Below are 18957 nucleotides of genomic sequence, written 5' to 3' on the forward strand. Positions count from 1 at the left end.
ACGCCGTGGCCGTTCACCTGACCCGGATCTACACGCGCACCGGCGACGACGGGACCACCGGTCTCTCGGACTTCTCCCGGGTGCCCAAGACCGACCCCCGGCTGTCGGCCTACGCCGACTCCGAGGAGGCGAACGCCGCGATCGGCGTCGCGCTGTCGGTCGGCGCCCCGCCCGAGGCGATCGTCGCCCCGCTCCAGCAGATCCAGAACGACCTCTTCGACGTCGGCGCCGACCTCGCGACGCCCGTCGTCGAGAACCCCGAGTACCCGCCGCTGCGCGTCACCGAGCCCCAGATCGAGCGGCTCGAGGGCTGGTGCGACACGTTCAACGAGGACCTGCCCAAGCTCAACTCGTTCATCCTGCCCGGCGGCACGCCCGCCGCGGCCTACCTCAACGTCGCCCGCACCGTCACCCGCCGCGCGGAGCGCAGCACCTGGGCGGTGATCGCGGCCGACCCCGAGCGCACCAGCAGGCTGCCCGCGCACTACCTGAACCGGCTCTCGGACCTGCTGTTCATCCTCGGCCGCGTGGCCAACCCCGGCGGGGACGTCCTGTGGGTGCCGGGCGGGCCCGAGGAGCAGCGGGGCTAGCCGAACGCCTTCCCCTCGCCGCGGTAGGTCTCGGTGCTGAGCACGATCCGGTCGCCCCGCAGGCAGTGGTACCGGTTGACGTGCTCCGCGAGCTCCCCGGCCTTGGCGTGGCGCATCCACACCCGGTCGCCGAGCGCCGGGAGCGACCGGCCGCGGACCGGGGTCTGTACCTCGCCGGCGCCCTCCGTGCCGGTCAGGGTCAGATCGCCGGGGCCGAACGGCGTCGGCAGCCGCGACGCGGCCGCGGGGCCCGAGGCCACCCAGCCGCCCCCGGCCAGGGTCGCGTGGTGCTCGTCCGGGCGGCGCACCACCGGCAGCGCGTAGGCGGCCGCGGGGCGGGGGTGCAGGCGGGTGTAGCCGTCGAAGAGCGTCGGGCCCATCAGCGCCGAGCCCGCGGCGATCTCGGTGACTGACGGGTCCGCGCGCGTGGTCTCGACGCTGCCGCTGCCGCCGCCGTTGACGAAGTCCAGCTCGGCGACCTCCCGCACCGCGCGCACGACCGCGCCCCGGCGGTCCGCGAGCTCGCGCGCCGAGCGCCGCTGCATCCAGCGCACGGCCGCGTCGCGGGGACGCGCGCCGGTCGCGTCGGGCACGCCGGCGATCTGCCCCTCGTAGGACATGAGCCCGACCAGCCGGAAGCCCGGCCGGTCGACGATCGCGCGGGCGAGCGCGACGGCCTGCTCGGCGGTGCGCACCGGGGAGCGGCGCGCCCCCACGTGCACGCCGGCCGCCGGTCGCCAGGCGGCGTCGAGGTCGAGGCAGACGCGGATCTCCGGGTGGCGCCCGAACACGACGGCGTCGACGAGGTCGAGGTGCTCGACGGAGTCGACCATGAGCGTCACCGTGGCGAGCGCGTCCTCGTCGGCGCAGAGCCGGTGGAGCGCCCGGCGGTCGACGGTCGGGTAGCCGACGAGGATGTCGTCGCTCGTGCTGTTCTCGGCGAGCCACACCGCCTCGTCCAGCGCGTAGCACATGAGCCGCCCGACCCCCGGCCGGTCGCCGGCGTGCTCGATCAGCGAGCGGCACCGGACCGACTTGGTGGCCAGCCGGATCGGGAGACCGGCCGCGCGGGCGAGCAGGTCGTCGAGGTTGGCGTCGAACGCGTCGAGGTCGACGATCGCGAACGGCGGGTCGAGGTCGGCGGTGGCGCGATCCCAGCTGCTGATCACCCGCCGGAGGTTACGGTGCTCGCGTGAGTCGCGGCACCTGGCGCAACTGGGCCGGCACCGTCACCGCCACCCCGGCGCAGGTGCACCTCCCCCGCTCGGTCGACGACGTCGTCGCGGCCGTGCGCGCGGCCCGCGGCTCGCGCCTGCGCCCCCGCGGCAGCGGACACTCGTTCACCCCGCTCGCCGCCACCGACGGGCACGCGCTCGACCTGCGGCACTGGGCGGGCGTCGACGCGCTGGACACGACGACCGGGCGCGTGCGGGTCCGCGCCGGCACGACGCTGCGCGCGCTCAATACCGCGCTCGACGCCCACGGGCTGGCGCTGGCGAACCTCGGTGACATCGACGCCCAGACGATCTCGGGGGCCGTCGCCACCGGCACCCACGGCACCGGCGCGCGGCTCGGTGGCCTGGCGACGCAGGTGGTCGCGCTCGACCTGGTGCTCGCCGACGGCTCGGTCGTGCACTGCGCGGCGGGCGACGAGCTCTTCGAGGCGGCGCGGATCGGGCTCGGCGCGCTCGGCGTCGTCACCGACGTGACGCTGCAGTGCGTGCCGGCGTTCACGCTGCGCGCGAGCGAGCGCCCCGAGCCCCTCGACGAGGTGCTGACCGGCCTCGACACGCTCTTCGACGAGGCCGACCACGTCGAGTTCTACTGGTTCCCGTACGGCCGCCACGCCCTGGTCAAGCGGAACACCCGCGTCGCGCCCGCGGACGCGCCCCCGCCGCTGCACCCGGCGCGCCGGTTCGTCGAGTACGACGTCGTCGAGAACGCGGCGTTCGGGGCGCTGTGCCGGGTCGGGCGGGCCGTCCCCCGCGCTGCGGTGCCCCTGGGCCGCGTCGCCGGGTCGGTGCTCTCGGCGCGCGAGTACGGCGATCGCTCGCACCGCGTGTTCGCCACCCGGCGCCGGGTGCGGTTCGTCGAGTCCGAGTGGGCGTTCCCCCGCGACCGGCTGGCCGGGGTGCTCGACGACCTGCGCGCGCTGGTCCCCCGCCTGGAGCACCCCGTGCTCTTCCCGGTCGAGGTGCGCGTCGCGGCCGCCGACGACGTGTGGCTCTCCACCGCCCACGGCCGCGACACCGCCTACGTGGCGATCCACCAGTACGTCGGAGCGCCGCGCGACGAGTACTTCGCCGGGTTCGCCGAGATCGCCGCGGCCGCGGGCGGGCGCCCGCACTGGGGCAAGGTCCACCCCCTCGACGCCGCGGCCCTGCAGGAGCGCTGCCCCCACTTCGACGACGTGCTGCGGGTGCGCCGCGAGGTCGATCCCGCCGGCCTGTTCACCAACGCGCACCTGGACCGCGTCCTCGGCCCGGTGGCACCGTGACGGTGTGACCCGCAACCTGCTCACCGGGGCGATCACCGTCGAGGACCTCCCGGCCGCGACCGCCGCGTTCATCCGGAAGCAGGCGGCCGCGAAGGGGCTGGACGGCGACCCGCTGGACGGCGTGACCCACGGGCTGCGGACCGACGAGGACAGCCTGGAGCGGCTGAGCTCCGGCCCGCGCACCGAGCACCACACGACGGAGATGCTCCTGTCACCCCGGCTCCTGATCATCTCCTACCGCCAGGGGCACGACGACACCTACGACCGGGTCGACGCGGCGGCGCGGGTGAGCTTCCACCGCCTCGACCAGCTCGAGGTGGTAACACCGGTCCCCGACCGGCCGAAGCGGACGCTGGGCACGGCCACCCTCGGGGTGCTGTCGGTGGAGAGCCGGATGGTCGGCGGTCCCCGGCGCACCACGCGCAACATCCCCACCGGCAACGCCCCGGAGGCCACGACCTTCCGGGAGGCCCTGCTCGCGGCCGCGGAGCGCGCGCGGGCCTGACCCCTCAGACGCGGATCGCGTCGGCCATCGCGACGACGACCTCGCGGTCGCCCTGGTACGGCTCGCGGCCGTGGGCCGTGCGGATGTTGTCGACGACCATGACGTCGCCCGCCTGCCACGGCTCGCTGACCGTGTGCGCGGCGTACGCGTTGTTGATCAGGTTGACCACGTCCTCGCCGATCGGCTCGCCGTTGCCGAAGCGCGTGGTGAAGGGCAGCCCGTCAGGCCCGTAGGACTCGACGAGGTACTCGCGGATGTCGGGGTCGAGCGTCCACTCGTTGAGGAAGGCGACCTGGTTGAACCAGCACGGCCGGCCGTCGACGGGGTGCCGCACCACGGCCCGGCGACGCTGGCGGGTGCTCAGCCCGTCGCCGTTCCAGCTGAACTCGATGCCCTGGTTGCGGCAGTACTGCTCGACGGCGCCCCGGTCGTTCGTCCCGAAGGCCTCGGCCCACGACGCGCCGATCTCGTCGTTGTAGTTGCGGACCAGCAGCCAGCCCTCGTTCTCGAGCCGCGACACCAGCGCCGGCGGGAGCGCCTGGAGGACGGCCGACGCGTCGCCGACCGGGGTGGCGCCACCGGAGGCGGCCGGGGTGAGGCAGGCGAAGAACATGAAGCCGGGCGGGTCGGGCAGGTAGCTGAGCTCGTTGTGCAGGCACATCTGCTGGGTGGCCGGCCAGGGCGTGGCCGAGTACAGGCCGTTGCCGAGCGCCGTGCGCGCCGCGAAGGCCTCGCGCTCGGTCAGCAGGCCGACCGCCGCGAGACGGCCGAACACGGCGGCCGTCTGCGCGTGGTCGCGGACCCCGAGTCCCCGGATCAGGACCGAGCCGTGCCGGGCCACGATCTGGCGGACGTCGTTGCGGTGGTACGCGGCCCAGCCGACCGGGTCCGGCCCGGGGCTCACCCACAGGATCGGCGGTTTGCCGGGTCGCAGGTCGAGGTTGCCGGCGGCCGGCTGCTGCATGGTCGAGGACATCGCGGGCTCCTGGGGCTGTGGCGTGGGTGAGTCGGGTGGCGCGGAGGTCACGCGGTGGGCGTGGACGGCTTCGGCAGGTTCTCCGGCAGCACGGTGCGGCCGGTCAGACGGGCGCGGGCGCCGTAGTGCTCCTCGCGCCAGACCGGGGCGTAGACGGTCTCGAGGTAGCGCTCGCCGGAGTCGGGCGCCAGGGTCACCGCGGTCATGCCGGGCCGGCCGTGCTCCTTCATCCACGCGGCGGCACCCGCGACCACGGTGCCGGTGGAGCCGCCGAACAGGAACCCGCGCATCGCCAGGCGCTGGCACATCCGCAGGGTCTCGGTCTCGGGGACCATGACGACGTCGTCGACCAGCGTGCGGTCGAGCGCCGGTGGCGTCATGCCCATGCCCAGCCCCGGGATGCGGCGGGTGGCGGCCGGGCCGCCGAAGCTCACGGACCCTTCGACGTCGATGGCGACGATCGTGACGTCCGGGCGGTGCTGCTTGAACCAGCGCGCGGTGCCCATCAGCGTGCCGCAGGTGCCCGCGCCGACGAACACGACGTTGACGTGGGGGAAGGTCTGGGCGATCGCCGGCCCGGTCTGGGCGTAGTGGGCGCCGGCGTTGGCCGGGTTCTCGTACTGGTTGAGCCAGACGGCGTCCGGGTTCTTCGCGCAGATCGAGGCGAGGTGCTCGATGCGGGCGCCGAGCAGCCCGGTCTCGGGGTGGGGCACGTCGACGACGTGGACCTCGCCGCCGAAGGCCTCGATGAGCCGGCGGGTCTGGATGTTGCAGCGGTCGTCGGTGACGCAGATGAAGCGGTAGCCGTGATTGGCGCAGACCATCGCCAGCGCGACGCCGAGGTTGCCCGACGACGACTCGACGACGATCGACCAGGGGTTGAGCAGCCCCTGCGCCTGGGCGGCCCCGATCATCGAGGCCGCGGCTTTCAGTTTCACGGACCCCGCGAAGTTCATGCCCTCGACCTTGAGGAAGAGGTTGTGCTCGACGATCGCTCGCAGATCCACGAAGAGGTCGTCGGTGTTGTACTGCTGGGGGGCGGAGATGATGGTCATGGCGACCTCCTCGGTTTCGCTGTCGTCGTCCCGGTGTGCTTCCGAGAATCCGCTGTGGCGCCTCGCGCCGACATCGCCGCCGCGCCAGCCTTCCCGTCGTGCGGGGGCAGGGTTCTGTCACCCGGAGGTAAGGGGTGGTGGTGCACCGCGTGGCCTCCCGCTCAGCCCGCGGCGGGCGTCAGGAGCACGGCGCCGTACACGGCGCCCGCGATGACCGCCGCCACGAGGAGGACGGCCAGGACGATCAGGAGCACCGTCCGCACCGGTCGCCGCCGGGCGGTCGGCTCCTCCGGGTCGGGGTCGGCGGGCGTGACCGGGTCGGTGGTCCAGCCCGACGTCGGGTCGAGGATCGCCGGCCCCGCGGCCCGCGGGTCGCGGACCCGCAGCGCGGACGTCCTGTCGTCGTCGTGGGCCGGCGGCCGCGCCGGTGGCCCGCCCCCGGCCGGCCGGGCCTCGACGGGCGCGGCACCGGTCGGGCGCCGGACCCCGGTGTCCCGCGGTGGGGCGGCGACCCACCCCGGACGGGCCGCGTCACGGGGCGGGGCGCCGGGACCACCGCGGGTCCCGGGACCTCCGGGGCCCCCGGGACCGCCGGGTCCCCCGGGTCGCCGGCCGGGGGCGGCGTTCAGGGCCGACGGGCGCCCGGCGCGCCGCATGACCGCCGTGGCGTTCACCGGGTCGTCCACCGGCGTGGCGGGCACGACCGTGGTCGGGACGTCGGCGTCGGGAGCCGGAGCGGCGGGGGCGGCCGGGGCGGGAGCGGCGGAGGCCTGGGTGCCGCCACGGCGGGCGGCGGCCCTCTCGGGATCGCCCGCCTCCCGGCGCCACTGCGCCGTGGTCGGGGTCGACGGCACGACCCGCCCGGCCCCCGCGTCGAGCGCCGCCCGGGCCGCCGCGGCGAGGGCGCCCGCGCTCGCGGGCCGCTCGGCCGGGTCCTTCGCCAGGCTCGCGGCGATCAGGTCGTCGAACGCCGGATCCAGACCCGGGACCGAGCGCGACGGCGTCGGGGGCGTCCAGGTCAGGTGCGCGGTCATGAGCTCGGTGGGTTCCTCGATCGGGAAGGGCCTGCTCCCGGTGAGGCACTCGAACAGCAGGCAGCCCAGCGCGTAGACGTCGATCCCCAGGTCGCCGTCGCCCGAGAAGCGCTCGGGGGCCATGTAGTCGAGGCTGCCGATGAGGATGCGGGTCCCGGTCAGCGGCGCGCTCTCGTCGCCCGCCACCGAGCGGGTGATCCCGAAGTCGACGAGGTAGACGAAGTCGTGCGCGCCCACCGCGTCGTCGATGAGGACGTTCGACGGCTTCACGTCGCGGTGGATGAGGCCGGCGTGGTGGGCGGCGTCCAGCGCGGACGCGACCTGCTCCACGACCGCCACCGCGCGCGCGGGCGGGAGCCGCCGCTCCTTCTCGAGGACCGACTCGAGATCGGCACCGCCGACGAGGCGCATGTCGAGGAAGAGCCGCCCGTCGATCTCCCCGTAGGAGTGGATCGGGATGACGTGCGGACTGTTCAGGCGCGCGACGAGCCGCGCCTCGCGGCGGAAGCGCCGCTGGTACTCGTCGTCGCCGGCCGCCTCGGCCACGAGACGCTTGAGGGCGACGATGCGGTCGTGCTCGGTGTCGTGGGCCTCGAACACCTCACCCATGCCGCCGCGACCGACCACGCGGAGTAGCTCATAGGGTCCGAAACGTTCGGTCACCCGAGGCACCCCCCTCCGGCTGGTCGTCGCTGATGACACTATGTCGCACGGACCCTCGAACGTGATAGACCGTATGGCGTACTCTCACTCGAATGTGACGGTCGGTGATCGTCACCCGGTGTCGAGGAGGACAGGCGTGACCAGCGACGCCGGGCGCGCGACGAGCTTCCTCGAGGTGTGGCGGCCGGGGGGCGTGGAGGTGGTCCTCCTCGCCGGGCCGTCGATGACGATCGGGCGGGACGAGGGCAACGGGGTCGTGCTCGACCACGACGGTCAGGTGTCGTCCCTGCACGCCGTGCTGCAGTCCTACGGGGCGAGCTGGGCGATCCGCGACCTCGGCAGCACCAACGGCACCGTCGTGGCGGGCGAGCGGCTCATCGCCGAGCGCGCCCTGCGCCACGGGGACGCGATCCAGGTCGGGGCGACGCGGATGGTGTTCCGCGGCGCCGCGGGCCGGGCGGCGCCCACGACGGCCCCCCGGAAGCCCCCGGAGCTCACCCGCCGCGAGCGCGACGTCCTGCTCGCCCTGTGCCGGCCCCTGTTCTCGGGCGCGGTGTTCACCGAGCCCGCCACGGCCCGCGCCGTCGCCGCCGAGCTCGTCGTCTCCGAGGCCGCGGTCAAGCAGCACCTGCTGCGCCTCTACGACAAGTTCGAGCTCGACCCGGCGAGCACGCGGCGCCGCGTCGAGCTGGCCAACGCGGCGCTGCAGCGGGGCGCGGTCACCCCCGCCGACCTCACCTGACATTCAGCCGTAGCGCTTCAGCTCGTGGAAGAAGTCGTCGACCACGTGCAGGCCGCCGGTCGCCGTGACGTGGTCGTAGACGTTCTTGCCCAGCGCGAGGTCGAGGATGCCGAGGCCGAACGGCGAGAACACGACGGTCCGGTCGGTCGGCAGCGTGATCCGCCCGGCGAGGACGTCGCCCAGCGTCCCGTCGACGTGGTCGCGGTTGCCGGTCTGCTGCTCCACCAGGTGCACCGACGTGTTCGCGCGCAGGCAGTGGTCGACGTCGTCGACGACGTTCGTCGACGCCGTGATCACCTCGGGCCCCAGGTCGCGCAGCGACACGTGCAGGACGAGCGGGTGGTGGTCGAACCACGCCGGGTCGTGCACGTGCGGCGTGCCCGCCACCGTGGCGAACACGACGAGGTCGCTGCCGCGGATCAGCGACTCGGCGTCGTCGTGGACCGTGATCTCCCCGGTGCCCTCCTGCGTCTCGAGGTAGCCGCGGAAGCCCTCGGCGCTCTCCGTCTTCAGGTCGAACACACCGGTCTCGTCGAAGGTCCACCCGGTCCCCGCGAGGTAGGTGTGCAGGTACCGGGCGATGAGCCCCACCCCGAAGAAGCCGACGCGCCGGGGCCGCTCCCGGCCCTGGGTCAGCTTGTCGGCGGCCAGGGCGGCGGAGGCCGAGGTGCGGCAGGCGTTGATGATCGACGCCTCGAGGCACGCGAAGGGGTAGCCGGTGTCGTGGTCGTTGAGGATCAGCACCGCCGACGCGCGGGGCACCCCGGCCGCCACGTTCTCCGGGAAGCTCGAGACCCACTTGATCCCGTCGACGTTGACGTCCCCGCCCACCGACGCCGGCAGCGCGATGATCCGCGACGTGGGGCGGTCGTCGAAGGTGAGGAAGTACGAGGGCGGGTTGTGGGTCCGGCCGGCGTCGTGGAGGCGGTAGGTGTCCTCCATGAGGGCGACGACGTCGCGCTCGCGCCCGCGCACCGCCTCCCCCACCTGTGCGCCCGGGATCACCGCGAACGGCGGCACCGTCACCGACATAACAGGCTCCTTCGAGGTGGTCACGAGGACGGGGCGAGGTCGGAGGGCTCGAGGCGCACGGTCGGTTCGTCCTCCTCGGCCGGGGCGGCCGCCACGGGCGCGGCCTTGCCGTCGATGAGCGCCGCGAGGTCGGCGAGGACGGGGTGCTTGACGATCTCGGGCAGGCTCACGGCCTTCTTCAGCCCGACGGCCATCTTCACCGCGAGCAGCGAGGAGCCGCCGCGGTCGAAGAAGTGGGTGTCGCGGCCGAGCGCCGACTCGTCGACGCCCAGCAGCGGCGCCCAGACCGCGGCCACCCGGGCCTCGGTCGGCGTCAGCGGGGTCGCGTCCGCGCCGGCGTCGGCGGTGTCGGGCTCGTCGAGGGCGAGCGCGAGGGCGGTCAGCGCCTTGCGGTCGATCTTGCCGTTCGGGGTGAGCGGCAGGGTCTCCTGGTGGTGCAGCACCGGCGGGACCATGTACGCCGGCAGCGACGCGCCGAGGGTCGCGCGCAGCACGTCGGTCTCCACCGGCGCGGCCGCGCCGTAGAAGCCGACCAGCTGCTTGCCGCGCCCGGGCCGCTCGGCCACGACCACCGACGCGTCCCGCACGCCGGGCGCGCGCAGCAGGGTGTTCTCGACCTCGCCGATCTCGATGCGGAAGCCGGAGATCTTCACCTGGTGGTCGCGGCGCCCGAGGAAGTCGAGCTTGCCGTCGGGCAGCCAGCGCCCGTGGTCGCCGCTGCGGTAGAGCCGCTCGCCCGGGCGCAGCGGGTCGGCCACGAAGGCCTTCGCGGTGCGCTCGGGGTCGTTGACGTACCCGCGGCCGACGCACACCCCGGAGAACACGATCTCACCGGGCGCACCGAGCGGGACCGGGTGCAGCGCCTCGTCCACGACGTAGACCCGCACGTTGGGGACGGCGCGCCCGAGCGGCACGCGCTCGCCGGTGGGCACCTCGGTGAGGATCTCGTGGTTGGTGTCGTCGCAGGTCTCGGTCAGGCCGTAGGCGTTGACGACCGCGACGTCGGGCCGCACCGAGAACCAGCGCGCCACCAGCTCCTTCTTGACCGCCTCGCCGGTGACCGCGATGCGCCGCAGCGCGGGCAGCGCCTCGGACGCGGGGACGTCCAGCTGCTCGAGGTAGGACACGACGACGTCGAGATAGGACGGCACGAGCTGGGCGACCTCGACCCGGCGCCGGGCCAGGAGGTCGACGAACGACGGGACGTCGAGGATCGTCTCCTGCTCGACGAGGACGGTGGTGCCACCGACGAGCCACGGCGCGACGAGCTGCCACAGCGAGATGTCGAAGCACTGCGGGGCGGTCTCGGTGACCACCGTGCCCTCGGTGATCCCGAGGTCCTCGATCTTGGCGTAGAGGTGGTTGACCATCCCCGCGTGCTCGCACATGGCGCCCTTCGGCTCGCCGGTGGAGCCGGAGGTGAAGTACAGGTAGGCGAGCCGGTCGCCGGCGACGTCGACCCGCGGGACCGCGTCCCCGTGCTCCTCGGCGACGGCGTCGTCGACGAGCAGGCGCTCCGGGGCGGCGTCGCCGAGGCCGGCCAGGGCCTCGTCGAGCGTGGTCGTGCTGCCGCGCTCGCCCAGCACGAGGCGCGCGTCGGCCCGGGTGAGCACCGTGGCGATGCGGTCGGCAGGGAAGTGGGGCTCCAGCGGCAGGTACGCGGCGCCCGCCTTGAGGATGCCGAGCACCGAGGCGGCCCAGTCGAGCGTCCGCTCGGCGACCACGGCCACGATCCCCTCGGGCGGCAGGCCTCGGGCCAGGATCGCGCGGGCGACGCGGTCGGTGACCTCGTCGAGCTCGCGGTAGGTCCAGGACCGGTCGCCGTGCCGCACGGCGACGCGGTCCGGGTCGGCGGCGGCCCGCGCCCGGATGATCTCGTGGGCGGGGAGGTCGGGACGCTCGCGCACCGGGCCAGCGAGGCCGTCGACCTGGAAGGCCAGCTCCTCGGGACCGACGAGCCCGGCCGCGCCCGGCGTCGCGTCCGGGTCGGCGCACAGCTGGCCGAGTGCCGTGAGATGGTAGCCCGCGATCCGCTCGGCGGCCGGGACGTCGAGGGCGCCGGGCCGGTGCACGACGCGCAGCACGTCGTCGGCCGGGCGGTCGATCGCGAACACGGTGCCGTCCTCGAGCACGGGCCCGTCCCCGGCCCCCACCCCGAGGACCGTCTCGGGCCAGAGCCCGGCCAGGTCGCGTCGCGCCTGCGCGAGACCCACCTCGTCGGCGACCTGGTCCGCGGCCGCGAGGCCGGTCAGGGCCGCGGCCGCGGCGGTGACCAGCACCCGCCACGAGCCGACCTCGGTGTCGAGGCGGGCGGGCAGCGTCCGGCCGGCCGTCGCGACGCCGGCGAGGACCTCGGGCTCGGCGGTGAGAGCGGCCAGCACCCGCGCGTGCGCCGCGAGGAGGAGCGCCTCGGGGACGGCCCCGAGGCGGCCCGCCTGCGCGGACACCGCGGCGGCGAGGTCGGCCGGGACGGCGACCGTGGTCGTGACGGCGTCCCCACCGGGCGCGCCGGGCGTGCGGCTCCACCGCGGCACGGCGGTGGCGCCGCTCGCGAGGACGGCGCGCCACCGGGTGTCGTCGGTGACCGCGCAGGTGGTGGGCTGGGTCATGGGTCCGTCCTCGGGGTTCGGGTCGGTCACGTCAGTCGAGGCCACGGGCGGGGTTGCCGCCCCAGGACTCGCCGGGCGGCACCTCCTCGCCCTTCATGAGGAAGGTGTCGGGGGCGAGCTTCGCGTCGTCGCCGATCGTCGTGCCGTAGTGCACGAAGGAGGACACGCCGAGCGTGACGCGGGCGCCGATCACCACGCGGTCGGACTTGAAGCCGCCGTCCTCCTGCGAGTGGCACTGGATCACGCAGCCCTCGCCGAGGGTCGCGTCGTCGCCGATGGTCGTGAACGCCTTCTCGGTGAGGTTGGCGCCGTCGTCGAACACCCGCGCGCCGACGTGGACGCCGAGCATCCGCCACACGAGCGGCTTGAAAGGGGTGCCGTTGAACGCCTGCACCCAGTCGGGGGCGGGCACCTTCCAGTACCGCTCGTGGCGCCAGAAGACGGGGTCGTAGATCGAGGCACCGCCGGGCATGAGCGCCTTCAGCGGCGCGACGCAGCGCTGGACCAGCGAGAACCACACGACCAGCAGGACGATGCCGATCAGCTCGACGAGGACGACCTCGCCGGGCCCGGCCGCGATCGGCAGCGACGCGACCGCCACGAGGCTCACGATCGTCAGGTAGCTGAAGATCCACCGTACGAGCAGGTGGATGGCCATGGAGACGGCGTTGTGCCGGTTCTTGCGGCGCAGCGACCGGGCCAGCTCCCCGGGATCGGCCACGTCGAGCGCGCTGTCCCGCGCGACCGTCCGCGGGATCTCGAAGCTCGGTGAGCCGAGCAGGCCGACGCCGTGGCGCATCGGGCCCTGCAGCGGGATCTGCACCTTCGTCGCGAGCAGGCAGTCGTCGCCCGTCCGGCCCTGCGGTGGGTAGGCGATCTTGTTGCCGAGGAAGTTGTTCGCCCCGATCGCCGTGCGCGAGACGCGGAAGGACGTCGCGGAGTACTCGGCGTTCATCACCGAGAGGCCGTCGGCGACGACGGTGCCGCGGCCCACGCTGGTGAGGAAGGGGTTCTCGTGCTGGACGGCCATCCCGAAGTTGGAGCCGGTCTGTTCCAGCGGACGGAGCTTGTAACCGATGAACACGAGGTAGTGGGCGATCGCGGAGCTGTCGCCGAACAGCTCGACGAACGGCTTGAGGTTGGTGAGCGCCCCGATCGTGCGGTGCAGCCAGTAGCGGACCCCGTAGAGGGGGTAGACGACGTCGGGACGGACCCAGATCGCGAGCAGCCGCGGCACCGTCGTGGCCACGGCCAGGCCCAGGACGAGCGCGCCGAAGTAGAGCAGGCCGCTGAGCGCGAGCAGCTGGAGGTGGAAGCCCACCGAGGCCAGCACCCCCGGCGGGGGCGCGAACAGCGTGGCGAACAGCGGGACGAGGGAGAACAGGATGCCGGCGACCACGAGGGCCGCGGGCGAGGCGATGACCAGGGCGACCACGACGAGCACCGCCGAGTAGAGGATCCGGCGCAGCCGGCTCCCCGGGGCGGGGGGCACCGCGGGCAGCGGGCCGTCGGCGCGGCGTCCGGGTGAGCCGTGCCAGACCTCCCCCGCCGGGATCGCCTGCCCGGCGTGCAGCGACGAGCTGTGGGCGAGCGACGCCCCGTCGCCGACCGCCGTGTTGACGTCGAGCACCGTGGCCTCGCCGACGAAGGCGTTCGCGCCGATGCTGACCCCGCCGATCTCGATCTTGCCGTCGTGCGCGCGGTAGCAGGCGATGACCGCTTCCTTCCGCACGAGGCTGCCGTCGCCGATGCTGAAGAGGTCGGTGCACACCGGGACCTGCCCGCCGAGGTAGACGACGTCGCGCCCGACCTTCGCCCCCAGCGCACGGAGGTAGAGCGCGAACGCCGGCGTGCCGTTGAACAGCACCATCGGGCTGGTGCGCACCAGCGTCTTGACCACCCAGAACCGGAGGTAGGCGGGGCTCCACACACGGATCGACCCGGGCCGCCACCGCCCGATGAGCACCCACTTCGCGGCGATGGGCACCACGCTGAGCACGACGAAGCCGACGACACCGGCGAGGAGGGCACCGAGGTACCCGTTCACGATCCCGGTCGACGTCGTGACCGCCTCGAAGCCCCACACGAGGATGTAGGCGGCGATGTAGCTGTAGGCCAGCACGCAGACGAGCTGCGCCGCGCCGCACAGCACGAACGCCGTGGTCCCCGCGCGCGGGCCGGTGGGCTCGTCGGCCTCGGTCACCGCGGGGCCGGCGGGCGCGGACCGCTCCCGGTCGCGCTCGGCGCCGCCGTCGAGGGCGGCGGAGAGGCTCGCGATGGTCGGGTTCCGGTAGACGTCCGGCATCCCGACCGACGGGAGGTCGTCGCGCTTGCGGGTGCGCGCGCAGAAGCGCGCCATGAGCAGCGAGTCCGCGCCGAGCTCGTCGAAGAAGTTCGCGTGGGGCGGCACGTCGGGGCGCTCGAGGACCTCGGCGAGGATCGCGCCGAGGCCCGCGGTCGCCTGCGCGGTCCCGCCGCCGCCCGCCGGCTTCGCGGCGGGCGCGAGGGCCACGGAGAGCTTCGCCAGCGTCGGGTGCTGGTAGATGTCCTGCATGGCCGCCGACGGCAGGTCGGGGTGCTTGCGGATCCGCGCGCAGAAGCGCGCCATGAGCAGCGAGTCCGCGCCCAGGTCGTCGAAGAAGTGGCCGTCCCGCGAGACGTCGGCACCGCCCAGGATCTCGACGAGGATCTCCCGCAGGAGCGCCTCGGTGGCCCCCGGAGCGGCGGTCGGAGCAGCCGCGCCTGCCGCGGGGGCCGCCGGTGCGCTCGCCGCGGCCGCCCCGACCGCGGCGGCCGGCACCCGGGTCGCCGCCGGCGGGCCGGCGGCCGGTCCGGCCGGGGCCGGCCGTCCCTGCCCGCCCGGTCGACCAGGTGCACCGGGTCGGCCGGGCGCACCCGGCGCGGGAGGCGCACCCGGCCGGGCGGGCGGACCGGGTCGGCCGGGAGGTCCCGGCCACGCGGGCGCGGCCGGTCCGCGCGCGGCGGGCATGCCCGGACCGGGAGTCCCGGGGCCGGGGGTGCCCTGACCGGGGGCGCCCTGACCGGGGGCACCGGGGCGGCGTGTGCCGGGGCCGGGCGTCGCGGGACCGGGCGTCGTGGGCCGTCGCCCGGGCGGGGCCGGCGGCGGGGCGGCCGGTGCGTGGGCGGCCGGCGTCGGGGGAGCCGCGGTGGGGCGCGCCGGTGTCGGGGGTGCGGCCACGGGCGGGGTCGCCCGGACCACGGTGGTCGGCGCGTCGACCGCGTTCCGTGACTTCTCCGGTCCCGGGGCGTCCGGGGTCTTCGGGGGCTCCAGGGGCTCCGGCGGCTCCTCGGGCGTCGGCGCCGGATGCGGCATCGTGCCCTGGGTGGCGTCGGCACCGCTCGCCGGCCGCGCGTCCTCGCCGGGCCCGGCCTCGTCGTCCGCGGGCTCCTCGACCGGCAGCGGCTCCTCGATCGAGGGGGACGGGAGCGACATGACCGTCGTGCGCCGCGACCGCCGGGGTGCCGGGCGGGGCGGCAGCTTCACCGCCGAGGGCGCGATCCGCTCGCCCCGGCCGCCCGCGCCGTCGAGACGCGCGATCCGCTCGACGTCGCCCGCGGGCGTGACCCGGCCGAGGTCGCCGGTACGGAACATCAGGGCGGGCCCGCCACCGGGCGGGGGGACGAACGCCCCGGCCGTGAGCTCCCGGCGGCCGACGTACCCGCGCGCCACCCCCGGACCGGTGATACCGATCTCGCCGATCCCCCCGGCCGGCAGGACGCGCCGCGGGTCGGCGGGGTCGGTGACGACGACCCCGTAGCCGGGCAGGGGGCGTCCGAACGACGCCGGGCCGTCGGGACCGAGCTCGGTCCACAGGGCGGCGACCGTCGTCTCGGGCGCGCCGTGCATGCCGACGACGCGGCGTCCGGGTCGCTGCCAGCGGGCGAGGAGGTTCCGCGGCCGGTCGGTGCCGGACAGCACGAGCAGGCGGAGGTCGGGCAGCGTCTCCTCCACGCCGTCCAGCTCCTCGGCCGTCGCCCGCAGGACCGTCACGCGCTGGTCGCGCAGGTGGCGGCCCAGCTCGGCGCCGCGCAGCGGCGGCCCCGCGGGTGCGGTGACGACCGTGGCCCCACCCGACCAGGCGAGCCACGTCTCGAGGACCGCGAGGTCGGAGCCGGCCCGCGGATCGTGGTGGACCCGGTCCTGGGGCCCGATCTGGAGCAGTCCCCCCGCGCCGCGGAGGAAGGCGACGGCCGCGTCGTGCCCGACCGCCGTCGCGCGCAGGCCGCCGTGGGCGCCGGCGGAGCGATCCGCCGCGTGGACGACGACGTACGCGGGTGTCCCGACGACCGAGCCGCGCTCGGCGTCGGTCAGGCGCTGGGCGTCCTCCTCCTCGACCCGGGTCCGGACGCGGTCGAGGTAGATCGCGTCGACGTCGGACCGGTCGAGCCGGGACGCGACGTCGGTCGTGGTCAGCACGATGCCCGCGCCGGCCGCCTCGAGCACGGCGGCGAGCGCCTCGTCGGGGAGCCGCACGTCGAGCGGGACCCAGACGGCGCCGATCCGCGCGGTCGCGAGCTGGGCGACGAGGGTGTCGTCGGGCCGGTCGAGCAGGAGCGCCACCCGGTCGCCCGCGGCGATCCGGCGCCGCCGCAGGTAGCGCGCCAGCCGCGCGGCCCGGGTCTCGAGCTCCACGTAGGACATCGGACCGTCGGCGGTCTCGGCGGCGACGGCGTTCGCGCGGCCGTGGCGGCGGAGCTCGTCGCAGGTCCGTTCGACGACCCGGTCGATCCGCTCGTCGGCGGGGGCGGGCGGCGGGCCGGTGCCGGAGCCCAGGCCCGGGCCGTAACGGCGTCGGGTCCCGGTCCACCGGCGCCGCGTCGGCGGCGGCACCGGCTGCGCCATGGCGACGCCGTGCGTGGCACCGGCGACCATGGCGACCCCCACGTTCCTGGCATGACGTTCCCCGCGCGGGTGTGCGCGAGACCACGACATCGTCACGTACCGGCGTCGGCGCCGCGCCTACTTTCACTCGAATGAGCTAATGTTGATCGCGCATCTCGCCCTGGAGACGACGACTCGCCCCGATCTGGGCACCCTCCGTCATCGAGTCCGTGACGTGACCCCGCCGCAGCCCCACCGTGGCCGCCTTACTCCAAGGTGACAGAACTGTGGCCCCGACCGGCGGTGACGCTGACGCCGCGGCGATGTCCGCCGCCGCCCGTGCCCGAGAGGCTGTTCCTCGTACCGCTCGCCGAGCTCCGAGGAGTCCTCCGATGACCAGGACCGCCGTTCTGCCGCGTGACCCGCGACTGGCGCGACCGGGGCCGGCGGCACCCGGGACGGCGCCGTTCCACCGTCCGACGGTCGCGCCGGCCGGTGGCATGGCGGACGCGCCCACCGTCCGGCTGCCCCTGGTCCGCGACACCGCGACGAAGGGTCCCGGGGCGCGCGTCCGCGGGATCGACATGGCCCGCGGGCTCGCCCTGCTCGGCATGATCGCGGTCCACACGTTCCCCACGTCCGAGAACGGCGCGCTCACCACCGTCGGTCTCCTCGCCGGCGGGACCTCGGCGGCCCTGTTCGGGCTCCTGGTCGGGGTGTCGGTCTCGCTGCTCACCGGACGCCGGCAGGTCACGCTCGGGGCCGGGACGTTCGGGACCCACGCCGTCCGGCTGGCGGTCCGGGGCCTCGCGGTCGGCGTGCTCGGCCTGGCGCTCGGCCAGGCGGCCCTCGGCGACGTCGACATCATCCTGACCTACTACGGGGTGATGTTCCTGCTGGCCGTCCCGCTGATCCTGCTCCCGACGCGCGTGCTGTTCGCGCTCGGCGCGGTGCTCGCGGTGGTCGCCCCGGTCACGAGCCACCTCGTGCGGCAGGGCATGCCGCCGGCGCCCGAACTGCTCGACCCGTCGTTCTCGGCGCTCGCGACCGACCCCGCCGGCATGCTCGGCACGCTGTTCCTCACCGGCGCGTACCCGATCTGGCCCTGGCTGACCTACCTCTGCGTCGGCATGGCGGTCGGACGCTGCACGCTGTCCCGCACCCGTACCGCCGCCCTGCTCGCGGGCACCGGTGTCGTGCTCGTCGTGGCCGCCTCCGTCGTCTCGAAGCTGGCGCTGGCGACCTTCGGCGGCCTGGACGCGATCCTGGCGAACCCGGGCCTGCCCGCCGAGGAGCTGCAGGCCGCGCTCACCGAGGGCCCCAACGGCGTCACCCCGGCCACGACGTGGTGGTGGCTCGCGGTCGACACCGCGCACTCGTCGACCCCGCTCGACCTCGCGCGCACGGTCGGGACGTCGCTGGCGGTGCTCGGCGCCATGCTGCTCCTCGACCGCGCCGTCGCCCACGGCGGCACGTCCCCGTGGGCCCGGGTCGTCGACGCCGCGCGGGCCCCGCTGGCCGCGGCCGGCGCGATGACGCTGACCTTCTACTCCCTGCACGTCGTCGTCGCGGGCCTCGCGACGGGGGCCGACCCGTGGGCGCTCTACCTCGCCCAGGTCGTCGTCGCCCTGGGCGTCGGCCTGCTCTGGCAGCGCTTCGTCGGGCGCGGTCCCCTCGAGGCCGGGGTCAGCACGCTCACCGACGTCGCCGCCCCCGCCCCGCGCTCGTCGGCCGGCCGCCCCGCGGCGTCCCGTCCGTGGCGGGCGGGCCTCGTCGCCCTCGTGGTGCTCGCGATCATCGTCGGCGGCGCGTTCGCGGCCGGTGCGGGCCGGACCGACGACGCGTCCGACGCCGGCACCTCCACGAGCGAGGAGGTCGACGGGCCCGACTCCGCCGTCGAGGACGCCCCCGGGGACGCGCCCGAGGTCGGCCGGACGGACGGGTCCGCCGACGAGGACGCGCCCACCCAGCAGGGCGACACGGGCGACGCCGCGGACGAGGGCGAGTGACGCCCCGGCACTGCCGGCCCTGACCGACACGCCCTGGCGCCGGCCCCGCGGCCGGCGTCAGGGCCTCAGGGTGTCCAGGTCCGCAGCCACACGGTGTGCGGGGAGCGGCGCAGCTCGGCCAGCGCCTGCTCGGGCACGGCGGCCTCGGTGTCGGTGAGCACGTAGCCCCGCTCGCCGCGGGTCGACAGGGCCTGGCTGACCACGTTCACCCCGCTGTCGAGCAGGATCTGGTTGATCCCGGCCAGCACCCCCGGGGTGTTCTCGTGCAGGTAGCCCGTGCGGAACGCGCTCGGGGCGACCGGCAGCGACACCTCCGGCATGTTCACCGACAACGCGGTCCGGCCCGTGGACAGGAACGCCAGCAGCTTGGTGGCGACGAAGCCGCCGATCTCCTCCTGGGCC

12 protein-coding genes and 1 pseudogene are annotated in these 18957 nt (G+C 75.2%); 5 read left to right on the plus strand and 8 right to left on the minus strand.

What is annotated here, in order from left to right; translation table 11 throughout:
* Positions 1-5 precede the first annotated feature (5 nt).
* Complete coding sequence (locus ACR9E3_RS14520; protein ID WP_460380996.1) at positions 6-590, plus strand: cob(I)yrinic acid a,c-diamide adenosyltransferase; 585 nt, start codon at positions 6-8, stop codon at positions 588-590.
* On the opposite strand, the gene ACR9E3_RS14525 is transcribed toward ACR9E3_RS14520, so the two are convergent.
* Positions 587-1759, minus strand: a complete 1173-nt coding sequence (locus tag ACR9E3_RS14525) for an amino acid deaminase/aldolase (protein ID WP_460380997.1) — start codon at positions 1757-1759, stop codon at positions 587-589. The genes ACR9E3_RS14520 and ACR9E3_RS14525 overlap by 4 nt on opposite strands.
* Positions 1760-1782: 23 nt before the next feature.
* On the opposite strand from ACR9E3_RS14525, the gene ACR9E3_RS14530 reads away from it, so the two are divergent.
* Positions 1783-3087 (plus strand): D-arabinono-1,4-lactone oxidase, encoded by a 1305-nt coding sequence (locus tag ACR9E3_RS14530; RefSeq protein ID WP_460380998.1) that lies wholly within the window; start codon positions 1783-1785, stop codon positions 3085-3087.
* A 4-nt stretch (positions 3088-3091) separates the two neighbouring features.
* The gene (locus ACR9E3_RS14535; protein WP_460380999.1) at positions 3092-3592 is read left to right on the plus strand and encodes a hypothetical protein; all 501 of its coding nucleotides are present in this window, start codon (positions 3092-3094) and stop codon (positions 3590-3592) included.
* 4 nt (positions 3593-3596) lie between these two features.
* Here ACR9E3_RS14535 and ACR9E3_RS14540 read toward each other — a convergent pair whose 3' ends face one another.
* From ACR9E3_RS14540 to ACR9E3_RS14550, 3 genes are all read right to left on the minus strand, one after another.
* Positions 3597-4568 carry a TauD/TfdA family dioxygenase gene (locus ACR9E3_RS14540; protein ID WP_460381000.1) on the minus strand — a complete coding sequence of 324 codons (972 nt, stop codon included), beginning with the start codon at positions 4566-4568 and terminating at the stop codon, positions 3597-3599.
* A gap of 47 nt (positions 4569-4615) precedes the next feature.
* Positions 4616-5623, minus strand: a complete 1008-nt coding sequence (sbnA, locus tag ACR9E3_RS14545; protein ID WP_285656236.1) for a 2,3-diaminopropionate biosynthesis protein SbnA — start codon at positions 5621-5623, stop codon at positions 4616-4618.
* A 161-nt stretch (positions 5624-5784) separates the two neighbouring features.
* Entirely contained in the window at positions 5785-7359 is a 1575-nt protein-coding gene (locus ACR9E3_RS14550; RefSeq protein ID WP_460381001.1) for a serine/threonine-protein kinase, read from the minus strand.
* Between the two features lie 97 nt (positions 7360-7456).
* On the opposite strand from ACR9E3_RS14550, the gene ACR9E3_RS14555 reads away from it, so the two are divergent.
* Positions 7457-8062, plus strand: coding sequence for an FHA domain-containing protein (locus ACR9E3_RS14555; protein ID WP_285656242.1), 606 nt, complete (start codon positions 7457-7459; stop codon positions 8060-8062).
* Between the two features lie 3 nt (positions 8063-8065).
* Here ACR9E3_RS14555 and sbnB read toward each other — a convergent pair whose 3' ends face one another.
* From sbnB to ACR9E3_RS14570, 3 genes are read right to left on the minus strand one after another with little or no spacing between them, the layout of a single operon-like run.
* Positions 8066-9094, minus strand: coding sequence for a 2,3-diaminopropionate biosynthesis protein SbnB (gene sbnB / locus ACR9E3_RS14560; protein WP_460381002.1), 1029 nt, complete (start codon positions 9092-9094; stop codon positions 8066-8068).
* Positions 9095-9114: 20 nt separating this feature from the next.
* Entirely contained in the window at positions 9115-11703 is a 2589-nt protein-coding gene (locus ACR9E3_RS14565; protein ID WP_460381003.1) for an amino acid adenylation domain-containing protein, read from the minus strand.
* A gap of 31 nt (positions 11704-11734) precedes the next feature.
* Positions 11735-16597 (minus strand): Pls/PosA family non-ribosomal peptide synthetase, encoded by a 4863-nt coding sequence (locus tag ACR9E3_RS14570; protein ID WP_460381004.1) that lies wholly within the window; start codon positions 16595-16597, stop codon positions 11735-11737.
* 341 nt (positions 16598-16938) lie between these two features.
* On the opposite strand from ACR9E3_RS14570, the gene ACR9E3_RS14575 reads away from it, so the two are divergent.
* The gene (locus ACR9E3_RS14575) at positions 16939-18555 is read left to right on the plus strand and encodes a heparan-alpha-glucosaminide N-acetyltransferase domain-containing protein (protein ID WP_460381005.1); all 1617 of its coding nucleotides are present in this window, start codon (positions 16939-16941) and stop codon (positions 18553-18555) included.
* 65 nt (positions 18556-18620) lie between these two features.
* On the opposite strand, the pseudogene ACR9E3_RS14580 reads toward ACR9E3_RS14575, so the two are convergent.
* A pseudogene (locus ACR9E3_RS14580) lies at positions 18621-18957 on the minus strand (phosphoglycerate dehydrogenase); the annotation flags it as partial.

This window comes from Actinomycetospora sp. C-140 (assembly GCF_054796175.1).

Coding starts and splice junctions, on each gene's coding strand:
- ACR9E3_RS14540 (WP_460381000.1), bottom strand. CDS start 4,568: ATGTCCTCGACCATGCAGCAGCCGGCCGCCGGCAACCTCGACCTGCGA.
- sbnA (WP_285656236.1), bottom strand. CDS start 5,623: ATGACCATCATCTCCGCCCCCCAGCAGTACAACACCGACGACCTCTTC.
- sbnB (WP_460381002.1), bottom strand. CDS start 9,094: ATGTCGGTGACGGTGCCGCCGTTCGCGGTGATCCCGGGCGCACAGGTG.
- ACR9E3_RS14565 (WP_460381003.1), bottom strand. CDS start 11,703: ATGACCCAGCCCACCACCTGCGCGGTCACCGACGACACCCGGTGGCGC.
- ACR9E3_RS14570 (WP_460381004.1), bottom strand. CDS start 16,597: ATGGTCGCCGGTGCCACGCACGGCGTCGCCATGGCGCAGCCGGTGCCG.
- ACR9E3_RS14575 (WP_460381005.1), top strand. CDS start 16,939: ATGACCAGGACCGCCGTTCTGCCGCGTGACCCGCGACTGGCGCGACCG.